The sequence below is a fragment of the Leptolyngbya sp. Heron Island J genome, assembly GCF_000482245.1.
Classification (GTDB): domain Bacteria; phylum Cyanobacteriota; class Cyanobacteriia; order Phormidesmidales; family Phormidesmidaceae; genus Leptothoe.
The window spans coordinates 1-21,417 of record NZ_AWNH01000074.1 but is presented as its reverse complement, the minus strand read 5'-3'; the positions used below and the strand labels follow the sequence as shown (position 1 = coordinate 21,417).

Sequence of the window (21,417 nt, the reverse complement as noted above, 5' to 3'; positions counted from 1 at the left end):
ATGGTAGGTTTGCCAGTCTTTAAGGACATCAATCAGGTTTAATTCGATTTGCGACCAGGGCTTTAAATAGTTTGGATAGCAGGGTGTACGTTGATATTGACATTGTCTATATCAGCAGTTGGTAAACTTTGGTGATGTGTAAGCGTCCCCACCGACTTCGCTCAGGGGACGTCGGCTGGGAGTGTTGGCTGAGCAAAGTCGAAGCCAACGGTATCGGTGGGACAGTTACGGTGATGTCGATGACTTGTTCTGTAATGGTTTTGACCACTTTAAAGTAGTCTAGCCATGCTAAAGCGTTTGTTGGATTATTAGGTTTGTCTATCGGTAGGTCTAGCCTGCATTTTAATCAATGGATATTTCTCTCTATCGCTCAATTGCGGGGCAATACGATACTCTGCGGTTCACGCGCTCGGTTGAAATGATGAACGTTATCAGCCAGCAGATTGAAGATCAGATTCTGCAACACCAGCTAGCAGTTGATTTTTATGCAGGTTTTCAGCGCTTTTCAAACTTTCCTGAGCAGATGCGTCGCTACAGTCGCTTAGGAGCTATTTGTCGGCGTGTTTATGTCTTTGGGATTCCAGATTGTGAGCCGCCTTCAATTCAAGGGGTAGAGTTTATTGAACTGAGCCCGACGTCCGCCCTGGCGCAAGAATGGTTTTTGTTTGTTGATACTCCTGAATTTTGGGCTACCCTCGTCGCCCAAGAAGTGGAAGCGAAGTCCGCTGGTGGCGTCCGTAATTATGATGGTCTCTGGTCCTATGACGAGGCTGTGATTAATCGCATTGGGTTACTCATGTCCCAGGTGATGGAGTCCATGTATCGACCAGTGTCAGAACGTCGCTACAGTGAGCAGTATATGCATATTGCTGAAATTAACAGCCGCATGCTGGGGCTGATTGAGCAAACTGATAAAGTGAGTCAACGTCGTTGGCAACAGTTGCGGACACTCTACACGATTGCAGAGATGTCATCCAGCAGCCCGTCTAAGTTGTTGCAAAGCGCTGCTGTGTCCTTACAGTCGATGTTTGGAGCTGCGGGTGTGGCAATTTCATTTAAGCTCGACAACGAATCTTACACGGTGCCAGTACTGGTGGGAGAAGCCAATGGTAAAGGCCGAAAGATTTCATTAGGCCAGGGCATCAGCGGATATGCCATGTGTCAGAGTCGTTTGGTGCAGATTCGAGATACGAATCAGCGAGCTGAGGTGGATGTGCTGATGCCAACTGCCAAATCATTAATTGCGGCTCCGATTATATGCCGCAAAATTGTAGGTGCTGTTGCGGTGGGAGCCCCTGAGCCCAATCAGTGGAATGATGAGGATGCTAAGACGTTAATGGCCATTGCAAAAATCATTGCAGTTCAATTTGAGCAGATTCTGATTAAAACCCATAAGCCTAGCCAGAAAAATACTGGGGCTATGAACGGTAGGACGGTCACCGATGCAATGGAAATGGTCTAGCGCGTTTGTGAATAATATCCAGCCGGACTACTTGAGCCAGCCCTTTTGGGTGGCTTCGAATATGGCTTGAATCCGGGTGCGAACGCCTAGCTTTTCAAGCATATTCTTGGCGTGAAATTTGACGGTTCTCTCGCTGATATAGAGTTGTTCTGCAATGTCGCGATCGCGATGACCTTGAGCCAGCAATTGCATCACCTCCTGTTCACGTTCAGATAGCGGAGAGACGGTTTTCAGCGGCTGCGGTGCAGTCACCTGTTGGGGTAAACGCAGCCGTACCTGGGCCATATCTGGACCCGTATGGGTTTGAAATTCGGCATCTAACACCTGACCACTCACTAAAATATCGTGGAAAATTTCAGTGAGTGCCTGCTCACCCCAAGGCTGAGTCGGATCGGCGGCTAACATGGCTTCTAAAACAACCGTATCTGTGTCATAAACTAGACGACAATATTGGCAAGACAGTTCGACCAACTGATTAGCCATCTGTAGCAGGAGCTGAGTGACCGGTAGCGCCAATGGCTGTTCTGTTCCTAGCAAACTCAGTCGCTGTCTCCCCAAAAGAGCTGCCATCTGTTCTGACAAATGGGCCTGCTCTGGGGTTTGTAAGACAGCCTGATGATTGACCGCACTGGCCAATGCCCCTGCCACCGATAAACTGAGAATTTGCAGCACCTCTAAAAATTCAGGAGCCATAGGACGATGGCTAAAGATGGCCAACACGCCAATTGCCTGGTCATCGGCCATCAGCGGTAACCCGGCAAACCCCTGAATATTATTAGCAATGGCCCAATCGCGATCCTTAACCCAGTCTTCATCGGGTAGACAGTTGCTTAAAAATGGAATGCAGTGCTGGGCGATTTTGCCCACCTTAAAGGCCCCCATCGGTACCCTAGCAAAGTCGCCGTCTAATCTGGTGTAAAGCCCTGATGATGCCACAAGCCGCAGAGCCCGGCGGTCAGGCTCCACTAGCCAGATACGGGTAAAGGCACAGCCAAACTGTTCGATCAGACCGTTGGTAACGTAAGTTGCGATTACATCTGGGTCCAACCAGCCGGTAAATTTGCTCACCAACTCACCACACCGCTTGAGATCAAACAAAAGCCGTGAGACATCCAAATCATGGGATGCAAGATTAGGCAAAACAGTAGCCATAGTACCGACAGTTTTTAACTATATCTGAGGTTTGCCATCGCAATAGTAGCTTTAACCACAGATTGAACCAGAAGATAATAATCATTTCTGAAGGAATATCTGCTGACGCGAGATCGCCCTTTCAAGGCTTGAATTGACGAGACACTAAGCTAGAATGTGTTTTAAAATACATACCTTGTTTGACTCAAATCGCGCCAAACCGTTAGTGACGGGCACAGGCAAGAGGGCTTTTATGCAAATATCCAAGACAATTTTTAACCACAGGCAAGTACCGCGTTCCGTTACTATTTTGCTGTCACTGGACTTGTTGTTCTGTTTTGTGTATGTGGTCACTCATCTGCTCATCGCCTCATTTGTTGAGCCCTATTACCTTTGGAATCTTGACTCTGAGGGCAGTATTGCTTCCTGGTATTCAGTCTTCAAATACCTAGGGGTTGCTGTGTTGGCTGCGCTGTTTGTCTACAGAAGAATGGCTAAAGGTCAAATCTCCCTGGCTATTTTGGGATTGCCAACTGTTTTTCTAGCCATGGGCATTGATGAGGGAGCCCGGCTACATGAGCAGATGAGTAAATACATTGATATGTTCTTGCCGGGAGGCGATCGGGCCAACACCCCCTTTCATGAAACAGGTATATGGATGTTTGTTATCGGCATTCCTTTTATAATATTTTTTCTGTTGTGGATTTATAGATTGAGAAAAGAACTGATCAACTATCGTGCCAATCTGAGACTGCTGACTGTCGGCATGGGGATCTTGCTCACAGGGGCCGTTGGTTTTGAGAGTGTATCTAATTTTTTATATGGGACTGCCTGGTTGATAGAAGTGGCCTTTGAGGAAGGGTTTGAAATGGTAGGGGTGAGCGTTATCTGGTGGTCTATGTGCAATATGTTGAGGCAGCAGCGCTCCCTGGACCTATCTAGTAGCTACCAGAATTAATGGTCAGCTTTTCCCTAGGTAGGAGAGAGCTGTCGCGCCCCTAGCTTGCCATTCTGACATTCATCTGATGCAGCCGTTCTGCCATCATTTCCATCACGTCAAACGCAAAATTTGGTGTTTGTTCCACCAGAAATTGAAATCGTTTGCGCTCAATTGGTAACAGTTGGCAGGTTGTTTGGGCAACAGCACTGGCAAAGTGAGGGCGATTTTCTAAAATTGCCATTTCACCGATCAGATTACCCGCCGTGACTATAACCAGTTCCTGGTGATCTCGTTTGATAACAACTTTACCTTCTATCAAAACGTACATGGAGTCAGTGGCTTGACCCTGTTCAAAGATAGTGGTGCCAGCATCAACTGTAATGAAGTCAGCGGGATGGTTAAAGAGATTGATGGTTTTCATCATCTTGCTTTGATCGCAGTCCTCAACGGAATAGTTCCAGTGCATTTTACAGCCTGATGTTGATGGGTGGATGGGTGGATGAAATAGCTGCCAAATTTCTGCCATTGGGTACTAGAAAACGGCATTGCTGATTCTAAAGATGGCTTTGACTGTCAAGGGCTGTCAAATAGCAATGAAGATCGGCTCATCCTAAATAGACAGCCGAACGCTGGTTCCGACTCCGCTCAACCAGCGGTATTAGGGAAATGAGGGCTGAGGCTTCGGCGGTGAGGCTTCGACGGTGAGCTCAGCCGAATCGCTCAGTCGAACGCTCAGCCGAACCGCGGAGTCGTGCGCGGAGCGGTTCCTATGGAAATAGCCCGGATTAATGGATAGTTTTGTCTATTCACTTAATAAATCAGCAATTGCTAAAAAAACTATGGATTTCTGCGTCATTTCAAGGCTACTAACCATTCGCTATGATGGCTGATGGTAACCCTAAGGTATGGCTCTGCATATGCTGTCGGAACTGAAACTACCAGGCTGGCTTAAGTTTGGGCTCATCTTACCCCTGATTTTTATCGATGGTTGGTTGATAGTTCTGCTATTTGAATATTTCCAGCCGATTACTAGCATTGTGATCCTTGCCAGTCTACTTGCCTTTTTGCTGGAATTTCCTGTTGTTTTTCTAGAAAATAAAGGACTAGGCCGAGGCTGGGCAATTACGCTAGTGCTGGTATCAGCGCTGGTTGCCGTCAGTATCATTAGCTTGATTTTAGGTCCATTGATTTTTCAACAGCTGGTGGAGTTTGCTAATCGCTTGCCGGTTTGGCTCAACAAGATTGAAGAGCAGATTCAGTTTCTCGACAATCAGGGTGTGATGCAGAATCTACCAGTGGATTTAAGCGATCTCTCTGCTCAGCTCATCCAACAAACGTCCACGGCATTAAAGTCTTTAACGAGTCAGTTAATTAGTCTTACCGTGGAAACCATTAGCAGTACGGTAAACCTTCTGATTACGCTAATTCTGTGCATTTTGCTGGTGATTTTTGGCCCTGATTTGTGGCGGGGATTGCTGAGCTGGTTACCGACGGTGTGGCGCGATCGCATTCAGGCTGCATTGCAGCCCAGCTTACAAAATTATTTTGCGGGTCAGGCCATCATTGCATCATTGTTAGGAACTGTGCTGTCGGTGGCATTTACCCTGTTGCAGATTCCCTTTGGTTTGTTATTTGGTGTCGTCATCGGCCTCTTTAGCGTGATTCCCTTTGGGGGGACGGTCAGCATTGTGTTAGTGAGTGGATTACTAGCCTTTCAAAGCCTGTGGTTAGGTTTAAAGGTGTTGGTTGCAGCTATTATTCTGGGGCAAATCAATGAGAACGTAGTGGCTCCTCGTCTGATTGGCGGAATGACGGGGGTGAATCCAGCAGTGGTGCTGATTGCGGTATTAGTAGGCGCAAAAGTAGCTGGTTTTCTGGGGCTGCTGTTGGCAGTCCCCACGGCTAGCTTTATTAAGCGCATTGGCGACATGATGCGCAGCTCAGATGATACTGAGTCGTTAAGTCTTAGCCTGATGACTAAGGCTTGATTTTGTTGTTACTTGATTCTTGTTGGCGATACCAGTGATTTTCAAGTGTCCGCTGCATTTGCATTAATGAAACTATCCTTTCGGTCAATAAATCACCTGGACCCCTGGCTAGCGGTAAACTATTCGCTGGTATTTCCAGGGCTAGGACAGCTATACAGTGCTTTCTGGATCAAGGGCATTAGCCTGGTCCTGATCACAGTGGTGATGATTGGCTATGCTGCTTGGTCCATTTTTGGGGCAAATGGCCAAACTATGTGGGGATTCTGGACGATAGCATGTTTCCTGCTTGTGTATAGCTTTAGTATTTTGGATGCCTATCGCGGCACCCAACCGGGATACGCAACCCGGATTTCTGTACCTCAGGGCAGGTTCGATCCCTGGTATGCCGTTTTTTTATCGCAGCTGCTACCTGGATTAGGACATTTGTATTTACAGCAGGCCTTGGCTGGTGGGATATTTCTTGGCACAGGACTCTTGACAGCTTGGCTTGCGAATTCCATTCCCCAGTTGATTCCTATTCCACCGCTGATTTGGGCCCTGAGCTGTTATCACGTGTACGTCAGTTTTCCCCATCGAATCAGACCTAAATCGGATGCGATCGCACTGCTTGTTGTCGGTCTCTTGGTGGTTCGACTGTCCTTAAGTTTAACACCCGGTTGGATTCAGCAGGCCGTTGAGCAATGTATTGTGCCCAGTGATTCGATGGTCCCGACGTTACAGGTTGACGATCGCCTCTTTGTCCGGCGTAATCAGACCTATCGCCCGAGCACTGGCGACATTGTCGTATTTACCCCGCCTGCTGTAGCCCTGCGTGACCTGCCTGAAAAAGAGAAGACCAAAGATCTGTTATATGTGAAGCGTGTAATCGGCTTGCCAGGTCAACAGATTACCGTTAGAGAGGGGCGTGTTTATGTCGACGATCGTCCGCTTACAGAAACTTATACTCAAGCAACACCTGCCTATGAGTGGGGGCCTGAAACAGTGCCTGCAAACAGTTATTTTGTGTTAGGTGATAACCGCAACAACAGCTATGATTCCCATATTTGGGGGGCTGTTCCTGACGCCAACATTCTAGGTGCAGCCTACAAAATCTACTGGCCACCCGAGCGGGTGCAGCCACTGGAATAGATTGGCGAGAAGGCCCTGATTCAAGACTGAATAGATGAATCTCCCCATTGCCCAAATTAACCTTTTGCGACCTGCATAACACTACTCAATCTTACTCCCCTTTACGGCTGGTCCTACCAAATCAATGCGATCAGTCCAAATGCCCCCTGAATAGTCCTCGGGGAGATCTCGAATGCGTTTAAGATCATCAAGTCCTTGCGAAAATCCTTCTCCCTGATAATTAGCCAGCAAAAATACATTGGTGTCGACTGTGGCCATTCGCTGCAGGAATCGATTTGGCCATCCCCATAGCCAAGATGTGTAGTTACTTGGAATCATTAACATGCTTTGCTTACAGGTAGCAGGAACATATCCCAGCCAGCCAAAGGCAGCATATCGAACAAAGCATTGTTTAAGTCGACGTATCCAGAGTGTTTGAATGAGGGGCAGACGCTCTCGAATAACGCTGACAGGATGTTCCCCGCCATAAACCATGATTTTCTTTTGATGCTCTGGAGAAAGTAGAGCTAATCGTTCAGCCAAAAGCTCACCTTCTTGTGGATCGTTACTTTTGATATTAATGATTAGATTGCGAGTTGGAAACATGGTCAGTACCTCATCCAAAGATGGCATTAAACCGACTCCTTTGCCACGAAATGGGTAGGTCTTGCCACCATCAGCGGTATAGCCGTAACCGATATCTAGAGATTGCAGACTTGCAAGTGTTTGCTCTCGGGTAACACCCGTTCCGTTGGTGCGGCAATCTACTGTCCAGTCATGGAAGACAGCAAAGTGTCCATCGGTCGTCGGGTGAACATCGAACTCGACAAAATCTGCTCCGTAGGCGAATGCTGCTTGCATCGAAGCAATCGTATTTTCCAGATAGTCATGGGACGTTGGCAACATACGAGCAGCCGTACAGGTTTCATTTGTCAAGCCCGTGGGATCAAAGTCTTGCGCCAACCCACGATGCGCCACTAAAACAGGCTGAGAACCAATCGGAGGGGCTAAAAAAGATGCGTTACTCAAATATAAGGTGAGTACTATACCGAGGATAACAAGCATTGACCGTTTGACAATTTTGGCATACTTCATACCTTGTTATCCTCTGAACAATCATGTTTCCATTGCGATCGGTATGTTTGGTTTTGTTATATAGCGATCGCAGGTGGTTTGTCAGCCAAACCTAGATCAGACGGTAGCGCAACATAGATAACATGATCCACCCACTCCTCATTTTCGTAGTAAAAACCTCGCCGCACACATTCTCTCCGTAAGCCAACACTCTGAGCCAGCGCAATGGAAGGAGCGTTATCAAGATTGATAGCCGCTTCGATGCGATGATATCCAAGATGCTCAAACCCAGCAATCAGCAATGCTTTCACTGCTTCACTGCCAAATCCTTGCTTCCAATGCTGATTATGGATACCGTAGCCTAAATTTGCCCACTGCTTTTCTGCACGATAAATCGTCGATAAATCAACGTAACCAAGATGTTGGGCAGTTTGCTTCAAAAAAACACCAAAGATGTAAGCATAATCACTCAATGCTTGTTCTTGATGGCGATCGCATAAATTGACAAACCAAGCAGAGTCATACCCCTTCAAGCTAACTTGCCCTTCATCATACTTAGATTGTTGCGGCAAACGACTTGAAAAACCAGCATACCAGGCTTCATAATCGCTAGAATTTTGAGGTCGAAGGATAAGACGCTCAGTTTCAATGGTTAGCGTCCAAGCTACTTTACTCATCACAGATTATCAACAATAGAATTAATTGCATGGAGCCGAACGTTGAGTATTGAAGCAATCAGCCTACTCCATCACATCATGGTTGTTTAATCCAGCAGTTATTCAACTGATTATCTGGATTCGCTGGCTGTTTTCAAGCGTGCATCGGTTTCTTGCCAAGGGAATTTATTCATCCTATTGTGGTCGAGACCAGAATCCGGTAATCCCTCATGATGCTTGGGCTAGATAGTTGTAGGTCATGTGTTAGGGAGCTAGAGACAGTAGGTGAGCTGCACACCCGACCTCTAATTTAATTAGCTAGGCAAATTAATTCACAATGCTCGATACACTTTCATGAAGAAATTATGAAAAAGCCATAAGGATGAAACGTCATATATATCTATAACTTAATATCAGGTGTATTGGTAACTGCCTCACCGATACCGTTGGCTGAGCGAAGTCGTTCGCGAAGCGTCTCCAACGGAGTTAGCCAACACTCCCAGCCAGCATCCCCCTAGCAATTTCCAAGAAATATTAATCTGTTCTAACTAAGCAAACATTTATTTAACCTAGCAAAATAGGGTCTTGATTCATGAGAAAAAAAGTGTCGTCTAAAAATTTTCTTCGACCTAGTATTAAAGCATTACCTTGGGGACAACTTTTCCTATCCTCTCTTTTGACAATAACTATGGCCATAGTTATTGTTATCAGCTTTGTGTTTCTAGTAAATGCATTATCATCTATTCTTTTCGAGAACCCCAGTATCTTTTCTGACAGATATCCGTTTTTCGCCAGGACGTTAGGAATTTCTATCTTAGTTGGGTACGGTGCCCTAGGCGTGTATCTATTTGAGTGTCTTTATCCTAAAACCAGGCTAACTAAAAATATTCTATGGGCTATGCTGGCTTGTCTGACGTTCAGCGGCTGGTTAGGAATATCCTTGACTACTCAGAAACCCTTCCCACTACCTGCATGTACAGCACCTTTTGTCCTAATTGCAGCAGGTGTTTTTGTGAAAGGTCGTTCATATTGGCGATAGTGAAGCCATGTAGGAGTTGTTGCACCGCACCACCTACAGCCGAACCCTCTCGAAAGCTACCGAATCCTATTAACGCTTGCAATCACCGGCGCGAGCACGAGCTAAAAACGAGGGTGATTACCGGCACGAAAGAGAGCTAAAAAGATACGCTTAAGCCTGATTGTCCAGTGCGGTGCGGGCTTTACTTGCTTTAGTGGTGGATTTTGCCATGTGCCATTAATCGCCTCTTGTTGTGGCAAATAAAGCCGCAAGGATATGAAGAAGCCCTTATCCGGTGCAGGGAGCCAATTCTTCTTCTTTTTTTCTTCAGTTGGTTGAGCATGCTGGATATAAAGCGTCAGTCCCCCATCTTCGTCAAGAACGAGTTCGTTGTTGTCTAACATCGTTGAATTAATAAGATAGCGCTCGATTTTGTTCTCGACGAGGAGCTGCTCGGGGAGATTATACATCGTTGCCGACCAGAAAGCATCAGCTGGTGGTAATCCACCTGGCTCAAAGCGTAGCGTATAACAGACGTCGCCTGATGCATTTAATTCGTTACCGTCTGAATCGTTATAGTAGGAGGGATACATAGCCTCCTCAATGGAATTGCCCCAGATGCCAAGAATCGCGCCAGCCATACGGTACAGGTAAATGTTACCTGTTTCCGTCAAGTGCTCACGTGTGCCGAATAGGTCGGCGGCGGTGACTTCTTGAGTGACAAGTTTATTCTTCTTCAGCTCCAGATAAGTCTCCCAACCGTCTTTTATGCCTTGCTCGATGGCCTGTTTCAATTCCTCAGAGAGTTCTGTCGGGTTAAAGGTCAGGCCCGGTCCGATGTTTAACTTGGCGAAGCGCGCCATCAATTCTGTTTCCGATGCATGTGTTGAACAAAACGTCGTGAGCAGGAAGTTCAACAGACTAAATATTCTGGGTGAAGTTTCACCCTCGTCCAGTCTTACGGGTCTCGGGTATTTCACCGTTGGCATTTCTACTGGCGGCTCCATATTTGTAAACTTACTCAGCGGCTCAACCTTATAACCGTTCTCAATGATGTCTGCGACATTCTCTAAGTCATCTGAGTCAAAAAGCTGGGTGCGGTACAAGGCTAGGGCAAGACTGGTTTCGCTACGGATAACGGCGGTGATTTCAGCCGGTGTCTCCCCCGTCCAGTCAGGGCCAGCCAGCAAGTACTTGCCTGTGCCATTGCCTGTCGTCCGAGTGCCAACGTATTCAAAATTGTGAGTATAAGCATCAATGAGTTGGATAGAGTAGTATCGTTGAGGCTCGATAGTGGGGACCGTCAAAACTAAAGGTTCCGCACGCAGATCTGCACCAACCACACAGTAAGGTGTATCCGCGTTCGGTGTCTGAATTGCTTTGTCCGATGGCGTGAACAGTCGTGCTTCGCCAAGCAATTTATTCAAGGGGCCCTTGTATTCAGCATTATTAGGCCAAAGAAAGTAGGCAAAAAGAATCCGATAACTGTCTACCATCGGATACGCGTAAATGAACGCATCTTTCGCGATCAATCGGGCTGCTTGTGGAGTCAGTGTAGATGAATCAGTCATTCTCAATTTTCCTTCATACATAATGTGCTACCCAATAAACACAGAAAACTAATGGTGAAGCTGAGCGGCCACCAGTGTTCTCTATTTCATATCCAGACTATTAAAATCGTCCGCTCCTGCGAAGTGTCAGACGTAATACGCAGTTAGGAGGATTTGCATGCACCAGCAATTACTTTGTGCATAAAAGGTAAATACCTTTTAACCTGAAGTTGTCGACGTTGCTATAACCAAAGCCTGTAAGGTCACCAACGTCCAATTCACCGACAAGTAAATTGCTAGCTTTATCAAAGGTTTTAGAGGACTTGAGGTCATATTCGAAGAAGATGCCATGGCTATCGTCATAACCTATCTCAGCCAAATAAGTACCCGTAGCTCCTCTGTAGTTCAGACTATCTTCACCCGGAGAGAACAATTCTGTAGCTACAAAGATCATCATAAATCTGAGCCTATTGTTCTATGTATGTTCGAGCTTTCACTGGACGTTGACAGAAGATGCCTCAAACAAACCGCCGTGCATTTCTCGATTAGCCTTGCTGAAAAGCCAAGACGAATCGAACGAAATCGATAAAGAAGTGATACCCTACTGCTTGTTCAAAACCATACTTGACGAATAATAGGCCCATCGGTATGCCTCACAGGAGTGTCTTCACGCTGAGCGGCAACAACATCTCTCACTGCTGCTACGATAGCCTCTGGAGCATCCAAGGGGATATAGTGCGATGCTCCTTCAATGACGCGCCAGTCTGTATTTGTAGATAACCCTGTGAGTTCGGCCTGTAATCTAGGCCATATATCTGACCACACATCTTGTAATCTAGCTGTTGTTGCCGCATCAATCTGATAGGGGTGCTGTTCTAGAAATTGGCCAGCCGTAAGAACCACTATGGGTAGATCGCCAAACGGCCCAGTGTGTTGTGCCTGAGAAAAAATGTCGTCCATTGCTTCGATTACGTCAGTTATGCCTATCATGCTCTGTGGTAGATGAGCGCGAATTGTCTCACCAACCTCTTGGGGAAGACCACCTGGGGATGCTGGAGACTCAAGGCGAAGGACACCAAATGCAGAGATAGCCCTAAGCAGCAGTGGCGATGGAAATGCCATGATGTCTAGTATGTCTGCAGGAAAGCGTTTATTCTGCTCTGGATGAGATGAATCGACAAAAACAAAACCAACGACTTCGTCACTGAAATGATCGGCAAAGACTCTGATCATTAACCCACCGAGCGAGTGACCCACCATTACATAGGGTGGGGACTCACCCGCAGCAGTCAATAGAGCATGTAGGTCTTCTACAATGTGTTCTGCGTCTCTTGGTCGCTCTCGACGTTCGCTCCACATGATTCCGGCCTGATCGTATGCGCACACGCGGCTCAAGGGGGCAATGGCTGGGCGCACCATTTCCCAAGTCTGCGATCCCCCCTCGTTAATGCCAGCCTCTAGGATTACTGTCGGACTTCCTTCCCCGCTGCAATAAAGGTGAGATAGCTTGTCGTCAACCTCAACAAGTATGCCAGGGGGCGGAAATGCTCGATCGACGCTTCGTCGGCCCCACTGTTCGTAGACAAAACCCGTTAGTAAAGCTAAAAGGAGTATTGCAGTAGCAACCAGCGCGAGACGCTTTATCCATTTGAGCACGAGAACCTCTTGATGCGTAAGTATCTGCCAACAAAGATAGCCGGTTAGAGTGCTATCGACCAGGATCATCGCTGAAGCCGGAGTATCGTGATTTCGGATCGGATAACGCGGTCAGCAGTAAACGTGACCGAGCGAAGCGAGCCAGCCGGCCTACTCCGGCTCACATTCATCTGTTGGTTAGGCCACAGAACGCGATCTGAACATGTAGATCGCCCAACCAAGCGTATCGCGCCCCCAACGTAGGTATGCCGCCCTCGCCTTGCTCACGCGATCAACCATCTCTGCCAAGTCCGGATCATCTGGATGGGTGCGAGCGTACTCGGCTGTCGCGAACCATTGGAGACCCTCATACCTGTCCCAGTCGTCCTTGCTGCTCACGATGGTGTGAACGAGCTCTGCTCCTCGCGGCTCTCCGGCTTCTGCATTCGAGAAGTGGCTCCCAAAATCCTCTCTCTGGCACCCGGATGCCTCTAGGTAATCCCCTGATGGTTCCTGCTGCCAGTATGGCTCTCCCACGATCACCCAGCCGCCGGGCTTCACCATGCTGAGCAGCGCTTCGAGAGTATTAGCATGCCCCCCGAAGACCCAACTGGCACCGATACATGACGCCAGATCTAAGCTGTGCGGCTCGTCTGGCTTGAAATCCACACCATTCATCCGAGTGAAGGTGATGCCCGCAGTCGATGCCCGCGCCTTGAGTCGTCTCTCTGCATCGGCAATGAAGAAAGGAGAAATGTCGACGCCTATACCATGAGCGCCATAGGTGTCTGTCAACCGCATCAGGAACTCGCCCTTACCACAGGCAATATCAACCACCTGCGTGTTAGTCGGGAGACGCAGAAGTTCCACGAGACGCGTCAGTTTTTCCTCGCTCGTGGGATTGCACACCACATGTTCGCGGTGAGTGATATGGTAGAACTTCCATGTGTCCATAATTTTCAATCTTTCGAAGACCTAACGTGCAAAGGTGCTCATACGTTAACAGTAAGATTGGGAATGAAATTTGCATTGGGCTCGTCTGGGTAGCCTCTAGGGTTACAAACTACTCTAGTATCACCAATCATGTAGTCTTGCTGTGAATGTATATGACCATGCACCCAAAGAGCAACAGCAGCCTCCTCTACAAAATCATCAAGATGTGAAGCATAAGCAGCACTCAATATGTCATCTTGAGTACACTCTGATACTGATCGCTTACTCGGTGCATGATGTGTGATCACAACAACGTTCTCTCGATTATCTCTCAGATTAGTTATTTGCTGACGCAACCACTCCAATGACTTCTTGTGAATGATGGCAGTATCTAGTGACCGAAGCTTGCGATATTGTGGACTGACACGAATTTTTCGATAGTCTGTCATTATTTGTGTCGCTTGATAACCGGCAATCCGAGGATCACCAAACAATTCAAAGTTCGTCCACAGTGTGCAACCTAAAAAGGTAATACCATCAATGACTAAGCTATCGTTCTCCAAAACATGAATATTTGTGCCTTCTGCTAATTGCTTAAGGTCGTCAATATGCTTTGGGAATGCTCTGCCATAGTATTCATGATTGCCAAGCACATAAATTACAGGCTTATCTGGAAAGCTAGTTTTAGCCCAATCAATACCTCTTTTACCAACATGAATATCTCCCGCAAGAATGACTAAATCTGCCTCTATTTGAGGAGGATTAAATAAGTCAAACTCATTGTGCAAGTCACTAAGGATATGTAACTTCATCTCAGCTAAATGGGAAGACCCATAACGTCTAAAATCACCTGTCGCGGAAGGTGATTGTCCATTGATTCCATCCGGCTTCGCGACTCCGGTGCATTTTTTGGTTATCCGCCGTCTTGTTTTAGCAGGTTGGTTTGATTGTTTGATTCTGCTGGTTCACCGCAAGCGACACAGTAAGATGCACGCTTGGTACGTAGCGGCTTTCCAAGACACCTAAAGAATCTATGCAAGCCGTGTGAGAGTAAAGAAGCCAAACTATCCCCTTTTAGACTTGGAGAAAAGCTATGAAAATTTTAGCGATTGACCTGGGAAAATTCAACATGCCGCACAGGAGTGTCTTCACGCTGAGCGGCAACAACATCTCCCACGACTACTATGAGGGCCTCTGGAGCATCCAGGGGGATATTGTGCGATACGTCTGTGTAACGTTCCCGCTCATCAGACACAAATAGTCCCTATTGACCCTGTTGGCCTCAGATACTGTGTTATCTGGCTGTTAGAGTGACGCAGTTGATTTCTGTTGTCTACGCAATAGCAGATGATTCACCTTGGCAATTTATAGCAGTTCACCTTGCTCGAGCATTAATCCCAACCAAATAAACTGTGGAATCCAATGGGAGATAAGCTCGAAACTACCTTTCCATTGGTCAGGCTGTGACAAGATTCTTCCCAAACCCTTAAAAAATATACTGTCGCAACCATTAACCGGCTTCTCAAGAGCGTAAGGCCACAATCGAACGACATTCATTCCCGCCTGGTGACAGTTCTTAAAACTAAGGTTTTGATTGAATTGTGGCGTTATATCATCGTAGTAGCAAAAACCTTTTTCCCTCGATTCCTTCGTTTGATCAATTAAATATAAAATCGCTGGAAGATAGAAGAAGTCAGATTCTTCTGGTTGTGTGGTCGTGATAGTTGCCCTAGTATTTTCAATTTGGGAGCGTAACGCCTCAAGCCTGTGGAGAATTTCGAGGTTAGGCTGACTGAATTGGAGTAAAAGAAAAATAAAAAGCCAGGGTTGATAACCGCCATTCAAAATAACTTCATTCGATGCGCTGTTTTGCTCCAGCCAAAACGTCAGTTGCTGTTCTAATTCTTTTCGAAAAGAATTTAGGAGTAAGTCATTATTCTCGTCATGTTTAGACAACTCAGCAAGCATAAGCAACAACCAGGCTCTGCCGTAAGGCATCTCAAATTCAACATTTTCTGCATTGTTGAGAAATGTTCGCTCCGCTTCAAGATTTTCGGGTGTCAAGCGAGACAGAAGTTTACTTTGAAGCAGCGCATCATCAGTGAGACGCGCCATTGACAAAAGTGCCCAGTGCGCGTGAACACTCGAATGCCAATCAAAGCTTCCTGTAAAAACCGCTCCTGCTCCTACGTCTGTAAAACAGTGGGGCTCCACACGCACTAAATCAGCATAAATGATGCGTTTCAGTTCATCAACAATCCTATTTCTATCCATGAGTGTGAGTATTACGCCAATTTACCTGCGCGCAGCAAGATATCGTTTCAAATCAGCGGCAGTAGATAGCCTCAAACTCCACACCAACGACTCTCAACCGTCCGCTGCATTTGAGTAGTTATACGGCGATCGAAAAACTCCATTTTACCTTAAGACTCTGGTTTAAGAGACATGACCAGCCATTTCCACTAACCAATCTATAAACTTCAGAATCAGCACTTCTTTCGGGTGATTTTCTAGATACACCGCTGAATAGTTAAACCCGTCTAGCGTTACATTGAGGGGTTGCACAAGAAAACCTAACGCTACATCATCTGCAACATGAACAGTGCTGCATAATGCTATACCTTGACCTGCGATCGCTGCTTGAATGGCTAAACTTTCTTCGTTAAATTTCAGTCCGTGGTCGGGGGCAACAGTGTTCAATCCCGTAGCGCTAAACCAGTTTTTCCAATCAGGAGCATCGATTCCAAAGTGAATCCACTCAAAATGCAGCAGGGGATAATGCACGACATCATCCGGTTTTCTAATTGGATGGTTGTTCTCCAACAAACGTGGACTACAAATGGGCACGAACCTATCAGACATCAGCGGGCGAACTGCTAGTCCTGGATAATTTCCTTTGCCATAGCGAATGGCTAAATCGACTGTTTGCCGCTGTAGATTTACCACATCGTTTGAGGTTTGTAGTCGTAGATCAATTTCAGGATGCGTCCGTTGAAACTCAGCTAAACGAGGAACTAGCCACTTAGCTGCAAACACCGTTGTCACGCTTACCGTTAACGTCGTGGATATTGGAACTTGCTTTAATTGGGTAATCGCCTCAGCAATTGAATCCAAGCTTTCACGTACAACCGGATATAAAAGTTGACCTGCTTCTGTCAGCGACAGAGGGCGAGGACGACGGCGAAACAAAGAAACTTCCAGGTAATCTTCTAGTAATTTGATTTGATGGCTAACTGCCGTTGAGGTGACATCCAGTTCTTCAGCCGCTTGCTGAAAACTCAGATGCCGCGCTGCCACTTCAAAGGTATGCAAAGCGTTAAGTGGGGGAAGCGATCGCATCGGCTTGTGGGTGAATTTCTTTCATCCTAAGCCTGAATATATTGAATTTGCAATATTCCTCTATTCCTTGTTATTCTTCAAATTAAGGGAATAAAACAGGTTTTCAATCGCTCAAGACCTGCATAAAACTCATCTAAAGCTACGTATCTAAGCAAACTTCTTGGGTGTGTCCCAACTAAACAATCGCGTTTGTGTGTGCAGTGAACATTGTGCTCAGCGAAGTCTGTTGGATTTTGGAGCATTGAAAACAGGTCACTCTTCCTATTTCAAGGAACTTTTACAGCTTATCAAGAGGACTATCATGTCTGACACTCTATCCATTGGTGGAACAGCCAATATTCGCGCGATCGATGCGACGAATTTTTCTGTTGCAATGACTGGAGTTTTTGATGGTGGTGTTTATGCCAAAACTACCTCAGCCACTGACTCTCCAGATGACAAAAAGCACCACCATCACTGAATCGATCGTAACAATGATGGAAGCCAACTTAGCCCCCATTCAAGCACTTACGGCATCCTCACTCTCCAACACTTTCTACCGGAACCCGAAGCCTGGTTCCCTCCCCCTTCTTAGAAACTTACAATCATGGCTACTATTCTAAAAATTGACGCCAGCGCGCGTGTCACTCGTTCCCTGAGCCGGGGATTAACGACGGCTTTTACACAACAATGGTTGAAGTCTCGACCTAATGATACTGTCATTACACGCGATGTAGGACTTAATCCCCCACCAGTCGTGAGCGAAGCCTGGATCGCCGCCGCCTTCACTGCACCTGAGAAGCGTGCGCCTGAACAAATAGAAGTGCTTAAGATTTCTGATCAACTGATTGATGAACTGGAGGCTGCTGCTGTCATTGTGATCGGTACACCGATGTACAACTACGGTATGCCAGCATCTCTGAAAGCCTGGATCGACCAGGTGATTCGGATTGGACGTACCTTTTCCTTTGATTTGGCGCGTGGTGAACAGCCAATCGAACCTATTTTGATTGGCAAGACTTTAGTGATTCTATCTGCATCAGGAGAAGGTGGATTTAAACTTGGCGGTGCTAATGCGGCAATAAACCACCTTGATCCTCACATTGTGGTTGCCTCAAGACTGTTTGGAGTTAGCAAACACCACGTTATTCGAATTGAATACCAGGAATTTGGGGACGATCGCCATCAGAAATCGATTCAATCGGCCTATGGGGCAATTCCAGACTTGGTGCAACAGATCACACAAAAGATAAAAGATTAAATCGATGATGACAACTCAGCCAGATGACAAATCTGCCATCCAAGCGTTTATTAATTCACAGTTTGCTAGCTTGAACTGGTCAGCCGACCAGACAGCTCACTGGGCAGCCTTTGAAACAGGGTTTGTGCCAGAAGCTCAGTTATTTCCTGTCTGTAGGACTTTGAATACGGGTCTCATAAGCTAATCAGCATTTAAATTTCCAGACCGATTCATGGCCTGACTGGGTTTCAGCGCACAAATCCTGCAACTTGAATGTACATCAGCTTAAAAGCAGGCCATATATCGTTGGAGTTCAACGGCGGAGTAACTTTGAATTCTGCTCAACTGCTTATGCTCCGCCGTTGCAACGCAGTGTTAGCTTGCCTTTATTCAGTTTTAGTTGCTTCCTCAAGTATTTGCTGGGGATGCACAATCGAAATGCCTGGAACTCCTGAAAAATCATTTGGGTTTAGCGTTAGGATGTGACTCATACCAGAGGTCAGCATTACAGCCATAACACGGGCATCATGAGTCCGTTTACCTTTGATTTGGTTATCAGTAACAAGAGCGAACCAACTTGGGAAAATCTGAGAGGTTTCATCTGCCATGGGAAAACGGTTCAACAGTTGCTCAATAACATCATGCGTTTGTTCAACCGACCATCCCAATCCGTTCACATCTACTGGACGTGTTGCGACAACCCACAGCTCAATCAAAACTTGTGCTGTTAGATAGCACTCGTTGCCCTGGAACAATAAAGTAGCTACAGCTTCAGTGGCTAGATCATGTTGAGAATCGGATGGATTACTGAACCGCAGAACAACATTGGTGTCTAGCAAATATTTAGTCATTATTCGTAAATATTGCCACGGTCAAACGCTTTATCTGATAGTGTGACGCTTGTTTTAGGTAATTGAGCTACCCATCTACGAAAATTATCGGCGCGTTCGACAGGCGTTGCACGTTGCCAAAATGGCATTGACTGTGCAAGTTGCTGAGCCTGAGCTTTGACGGAATTGATAAAGTCAGCGATTTTCCTCAGTTGGCTGTCATTGAGCTTATCAATTTCCTGCTTAAGGTTTTCCCGCAGCATGATGTTAGATCTAGATACCATAACTGTAAAGATCATAGCTGATCTGAGCTTTCACTGTTTAAATAAGTAAAAATACTCTAGGAGCTACACGAACCGATGTTCCCTTAAAAAGACTGTATACCCAAGCTTCAATGGGCTGCTGCATGGTTTTCACCAAACAACAATAGATTTATGGTCAAACAACTCTTCTACAGACCCATTGTGCTCCGGAGTGAGAATACATTTGCTATTTAACGTTCCCTCTCTAATCTGTTCAGTAAAAGCCACGATCCTTTCCTAGGTAGTGATATGTTGCTCATCGGATACTGTCTTCGGGAAATGTAGGTTATTCCAGAACACCATTTCGACATCATGTGACTGGTTTTGTCCATCCACCCAAATGTAAAAGCACATATCGCCTGCTTTCATAAATGAACCGCGTATTGCATGTTGGATAAGGTTATCTGGATCGACACTGAGCTTTTCCAGCGCAACTGAAGTTAGAGGCACAGGTGTTTCAATGTGCTCATTGGCAATACAAATAATCTCAGGGTTATTTACAAAATTTTGAATTACTTCTATGGAATGGTGTAGGGAGTCATTGTTAAGTGAAGTGATAAACATCTCTGTCGCTGATCCGTCCCATGGCAGCAGGATAAACTTCGCTTTCGGCCATAATTGCTTGGCTAGTTCTACGTGTCGCATTGTGCGCTTTGGATGCCAGCTAACTCTTTATTAGAGGGAAACTTTCCACCTATCTACCCCATATGGGTGATTAGGTGGAAATATTTCTGCCTAAGATCCCTATACAGGTGATTAGGTGGAAATACGTCAGCCTAAGATCCCTATACAGGTGATTAGGTGGAAAGTTTCAGTATAATCATCCCTCCTATATCGGACTAATGCTACTTAGGATTTATTTATCGTCCAGGTCTCTATCTTGATTCCATGTCACCGCCTGAGCCCCGCCCCAAGAAATTGCTCGACCAGGTACGTGATGCTATTCGGCTTAAGCATTATTCTTATCGAACTGAGGAAACCTACGTTCAGTGGATTCGTCGCTACATCCTTTTTCATAACAAGCGCCATCCAAAGGACATGGGGGTAGCGGAGATTGAAGGGTTTCTAACCCACTTAGCAGTTAATGAGCACGTTGCCGCCGCGACCCAAAATCAAGCACTCAGTGCTTTGCTATTTCTATATCGTCAGGTTTTGTGTCAGCCCTTGGATGAAAGAATTGGAGCCATCCGGGCTAAGAAATCACGAAAATTACCAACGGTGTTAACGCCGGAAGAGGTAAGGGCAGTGATTCAATCCATGTCAGGAGTTTATCGTTTAATTGTGCAAATACTCTATGGCAGTGGGTTGCGCTTACGAGAGGCAATGCAGTTACGGATTAAAGATCTAGACTTCTCACAACAACAAATCATTGTCAGGGATGCAAAAGGAAACGATGGTCGGGTCACTATGTTGCCTACACGTTTGGTGGAGCCACTAACAGAACATTTGCAAGGGGTTAAACGCCTTTACCATCAGGATTTAGAGCAGGGCTATGGAGCGGTTATACTCCCCTTTGCCATGGCCAAGAAATATCCCAATGCCAATCGTCAATGGATCTGGCAATTTGTTTTTCCATCCTCTAAACGCTGTCGTGATCCGCGTAGTGGAGCCATTGTTCGTTACCATCTCCATGAAAGTGGCTTACAAAAAGCTATCAAGCGAGCTGTTAGAAGTGCAGGCTTGCAGAAGCGTGTTGGCTGTCATACCTTTCGCCATAGCTTTGCGACTCATTTGTTACAGAATGGCTATGATATTCGCACTATTCAAGAATTGTTGGGTCATAAAGACGTCAAGACTACAATGATTTACACCCATGTACTTAATCGGGGCGGACGTGGAGTGAGGAGTCCATTGGATGCTTAATCAACTGCAACATGGCAATCTGCTGAATACATTCAGCAGATTGCGCCGCACATAGCCGTTGCTATCTAGGGTGTTTAGGGATCACCTCTGTTGTGAACTATGTGCGCAAAGCTATATCTATGGCTTGACGTGAGAAATGTCTTAGCGGTACTTTAGTTCTCACGCCCTTATGGGCATGACTACAAAGCTCAATATTTAGCACTGGCGGCAGGTGTTTCCACCACCGCACCGCCAGCTAACCCCCGACTGAGTACAGCAGTCCGGTCGGGTAAGGAGGAGCCATCGCTGACTCCCCCTCCCCTAAGAACCGTGCGTGCGACTTACACCGCACACGGCTCAAGCCACTCGCGCTTAGGGAGACATCGCGTGC

Annotated in this window: 23 protein-coding genes; 8 read left to right on the top strand and 15 right to left on the bottom strand. The window is 46.4% G+C overall.

Translation table 11 applies throughout. The features are described from left to right. The first annotated feature begins 349 nt into the window (after positions 1 to 349). Complete coding sequence (locus N836_RS60645; protein ID WP_023074593.1) at positions 350 to 1,462, top strand: DICT sensory domain-containing protein; 1,113 nt, start codon at positions 350 to 352, stop codon at positions 1,460 to 1,462. A 27-nt stretch (positions 1,463 to 1,489) separates the two neighbouring features. Here the strand turns inward: N836_RS60645 and N836_RS60640 are convergent, their stop codons facing one another. Next, on the bottom strand, positions 1,490 to 2,614 hold the full coding sequence (locus N836_RS60640) for a LuxR C-terminal-related transcriptional regulator (RefSeq protein ID WP_023074592.1): 1,125 nt from the start codon (positions 2,612 to 2,614) through the stop codon (positions 1,490 to 1,492). A gap of 232 nt (positions 2,615 to 2,846) precedes the next feature. On the opposite strand from N836_RS60640, the gene N836_RS60635 reads away from it, so the two are divergent. Further along, on the top strand, positions 2,847 to 3,551 hold the full coding sequence (locus tag N836_RS60635; RefSeq protein ID WP_152532221.1) for a hypothetical protein: 705 nt from the start codon (positions 2,847 to 2,849) through the stop codon (positions 3,549 to 3,551). 40 nt (positions 3,552 to 3,591) lie between these two features. On the opposite strand, the gene N836_RS0138820 is transcribed toward N836_RS60635, so the two are convergent. Continuing rightward, the gene (locus N836_RS0138820; RefSeq protein WP_023074590.1) at positions 3,592 to 4,059 is read right to left on the bottom strand and encodes a Crp/Fnr family transcriptional regulator; all 468 of its coding nucleotides are present in this window, start codon (positions 4,057 to 4,059) and stop codon (positions 3,592 to 3,594) included. A 379-nt stretch (positions 4,060 to 4,438) separates the two neighbouring features. Between N836_RS0138820 and N836_RS60630 the strand changes: the two genes are divergently transcribed. Further along, on the top strand, positions 4,439 to 5,521 hold the full coding sequence (locus N836_RS60630) for an AI-2E family transporter (RefSeq protein WP_023074589.1): 1,083 nt from the start codon (positions 4,439 to 4,441) through the stop codon (positions 5,519 to 5,521). Positions 5,522 to 5,587: 66 nt separating this feature from the next. Then, on the top strand, positions 5,588 to 6,649 hold the full coding sequence (lepB, locus tag N836_RS60625; RefSeq protein ID WP_023074588.1) for a signal peptidase I: 1,062 nt from the start codon (positions 5,588 to 5,590) through the stop codon (positions 6,647 to 6,649). 81 nt (positions 6,650 to 6,730) lie between these two features. Here lepB and N836_RS60620 read toward each other — a convergent pair whose 3' ends face one another. The 10 genes from N836_RS60620 to gcvA form a co-directional block, all read right to left on the bottom strand. Next, entirely contained in the window at positions 6,731 to 7,723 is a 993-nt protein-coding gene (locus N836_RS60620) for a glycerophosphodiester phosphodiesterase family protein (RefSeq protein WP_023074587.1), read from the bottom strand. A gap of 56 nt (positions 7,724 to 7,779) precedes the next feature. Further along, the gene (locus tag N836_RS60615) at positions 7,780 to 8,379 is read right to left on the bottom strand and encodes a GNAT family N-acetyltransferase (RefSeq protein WP_023074586.1); all 600 of its coding nucleotides are present in this window, start codon (positions 8,377 to 8,379) and stop codon (positions 7,780 to 7,782) included. A 1,119-nt stretch (positions 8,380 to 9,498) separates the two neighbouring features. Beyond that, a complete protein-coding gene (locus N836_RS60610; RefSeq protein ID WP_031293484.1) occupies positions 9,499 to 10,947 on the bottom strand; it encodes a DUF1254 domain-containing protein in 1,449 nt (482 codons plus the stop codon). Between the two features lie 169 nt (positions 10,948 to 11,116). Further along, on the bottom strand, positions 11,117 to 11,383 hold the full coding sequence (locus tag N836_RS60605) for a hypothetical protein (protein WP_023074584.1): 267 nt from the start codon (positions 11,381 to 11,383) through the stop codon (positions 11,117 to 11,119). Between the two features lie 155 nt (positions 11,384 to 11,538). Further along, on the bottom strand, positions 11,539 to 12,582 hold the full coding sequence (locus tag N836_RS60600) for an alpha/beta fold hydrolase (protein ID WP_161635006.1): 1,044 nt from the start codon (positions 12,580 to 12,582) through the stop codon (positions 11,539 to 11,541). A gap of 177 nt (positions 12,583 to 12,759) precedes the next feature. Further along, entirely contained in the window at positions 12,760 to 13,515 is a 756-nt protein-coding gene (locus N836_RS60595; protein WP_023074582.1) for an SAM-dependent methyltransferase, read from the bottom strand. Between the two features lie 38 nt (positions 13,516 to 13,553). Beyond that, positions 13,554 to 14,306 (bottom strand): metallophosphoesterase, encoded by a 753-nt coding sequence (locus tag N836_RS60590; RefSeq protein ID WP_023074581.1) that lies wholly within the window; start codon positions 14,304 to 14,306, stop codon positions 13,554 to 13,556. 290 nt (positions 14,307 to 14,596) lie between these two features. After that, positions 14,597 to 14,749 carry a hypothetical protein gene (locus N836_RS76680; protein WP_023074580.1) on the bottom strand — a complete coding sequence of 51 codons (153 nt, stop codon included), beginning with the start codon at positions 14,747 to 14,749 and terminating at the stop codon, positions 14,597 to 14,599. Between the two features lie 110 nt (positions 14,750 to 14,859). Then, positions 14,860 to 15,768 (bottom strand): DUF2891 family protein, encoded by a 909-nt coding sequence (locus N836_RS60585; RefSeq protein ID WP_023074579.1) that lies wholly within the window; start codon positions 15,766 to 15,768, stop codon positions 14,860 to 14,862. A gap of 162 nt (positions 15,769 to 15,930) precedes the next feature. Next, positions 15,931 to 16,833 carry a transcriptional regulator GcvA gene (gene gcvA / locus N836_RS60580; RefSeq protein WP_023074578.1) on the bottom strand — a complete coding sequence of 301 codons (903 nt, stop codon included), beginning with the start codon at positions 16,831 to 16,833 and terminating at the stop codon, positions 15,931 to 15,933. A gap of 301 nt (positions 16,834 to 17,134) precedes the next feature. On the opposite strand from gcvA, the gene N836_RS76675 reads away from it, so the two are divergent. The 3 genes from N836_RS76675 to N836_RS76040 all read left to right on the top strand — a co-directional run bounded on the left by N836_RS76675 (position 17,135) and on the right by N836_RS76040 (position 18,257). After that, positions 17,135 to 17,293, top strand: coding sequence for a hypothetical protein (locus N836_RS76675; protein WP_023074577.1), 159 nt, complete (start codon positions 17,135 to 17,137; stop codon positions 17,291 to 17,293). A gap of 126 nt (positions 17,294 to 17,419) precedes the next feature. Further along, complete coding sequence (locus tag N836_RS60575) at positions 17,420 to 18,073, top strand: FMN-dependent NADH-azoreductase (protein WP_023074576.1); 654 nt, start codon at positions 17,420 to 17,422, stop codon at positions 18,071 to 18,073. A gap of 4 nt (positions 18,074 to 18,077) precedes the next feature. Next, positions 18,078 to 18,257 carry a hypothetical protein gene (locus N836_RS76040; RefSeq protein WP_023074575.1) on the top strand — a complete coding sequence of 60 codons (180 nt, stop codon included), beginning with the start codon at positions 18,078 to 18,080 and terminating at the stop codon, positions 18,255 to 18,257. Positions 18,258 to 18,438: 181 nt separating this feature from the next. On the opposite strand, the gene N836_RS60570 is transcribed toward N836_RS76040, so the two are convergent. From N836_RS60570 to N836_RS60560, 3 genes are all read right to left on the bottom strand, one after another. Then, positions 18,439 to 18,903 (bottom strand): type II toxin-antitoxin system VapC family toxin, encoded by a 465-nt coding sequence (locus N836_RS60570; RefSeq protein ID WP_023074574.1) that lies wholly within the window; start codon positions 18,901 to 18,903, stop codon positions 18,439 to 18,441. Then, entirely contained in the window at positions 18,903 to 19,145 is a 243-nt protein-coding gene (locus tag N836_RS60565; RefSeq protein ID WP_031293479.1) for a hypothetical protein, read from the bottom strand. Before N836_RS60565 ends, N836_RS60570 begins: the two co-directional genes overlap by 1 nt. 276 nt (positions 19,146 to 19,421) lie before the next feature. Further along, positions 19,422 to 19,829 carry a hypothetical protein gene (locus tag N836_RS60560; protein ID WP_023074572.1) on the bottom strand — a complete coding sequence of 136 codons (408 nt, stop codon included), beginning with the start codon at positions 19,827 to 19,829 and terminating at the stop codon, positions 19,422 to 19,424. Between the two features lie 243 nt (positions 19,830 to 20,072). Between N836_RS60560 and N836_RS60555 the strand changes: the two genes are divergently transcribed. Next, positions 20,073 to 21,047, top strand: coding sequence for an integron integrase (locus tag N836_RS60555; protein WP_023074571.1), 975 nt, complete (start codon positions 20,073 to 20,075; stop codon positions 21,045 to 21,047). Positions 21,048 to 21,417 lie beyond the last annotated feature (370 nt).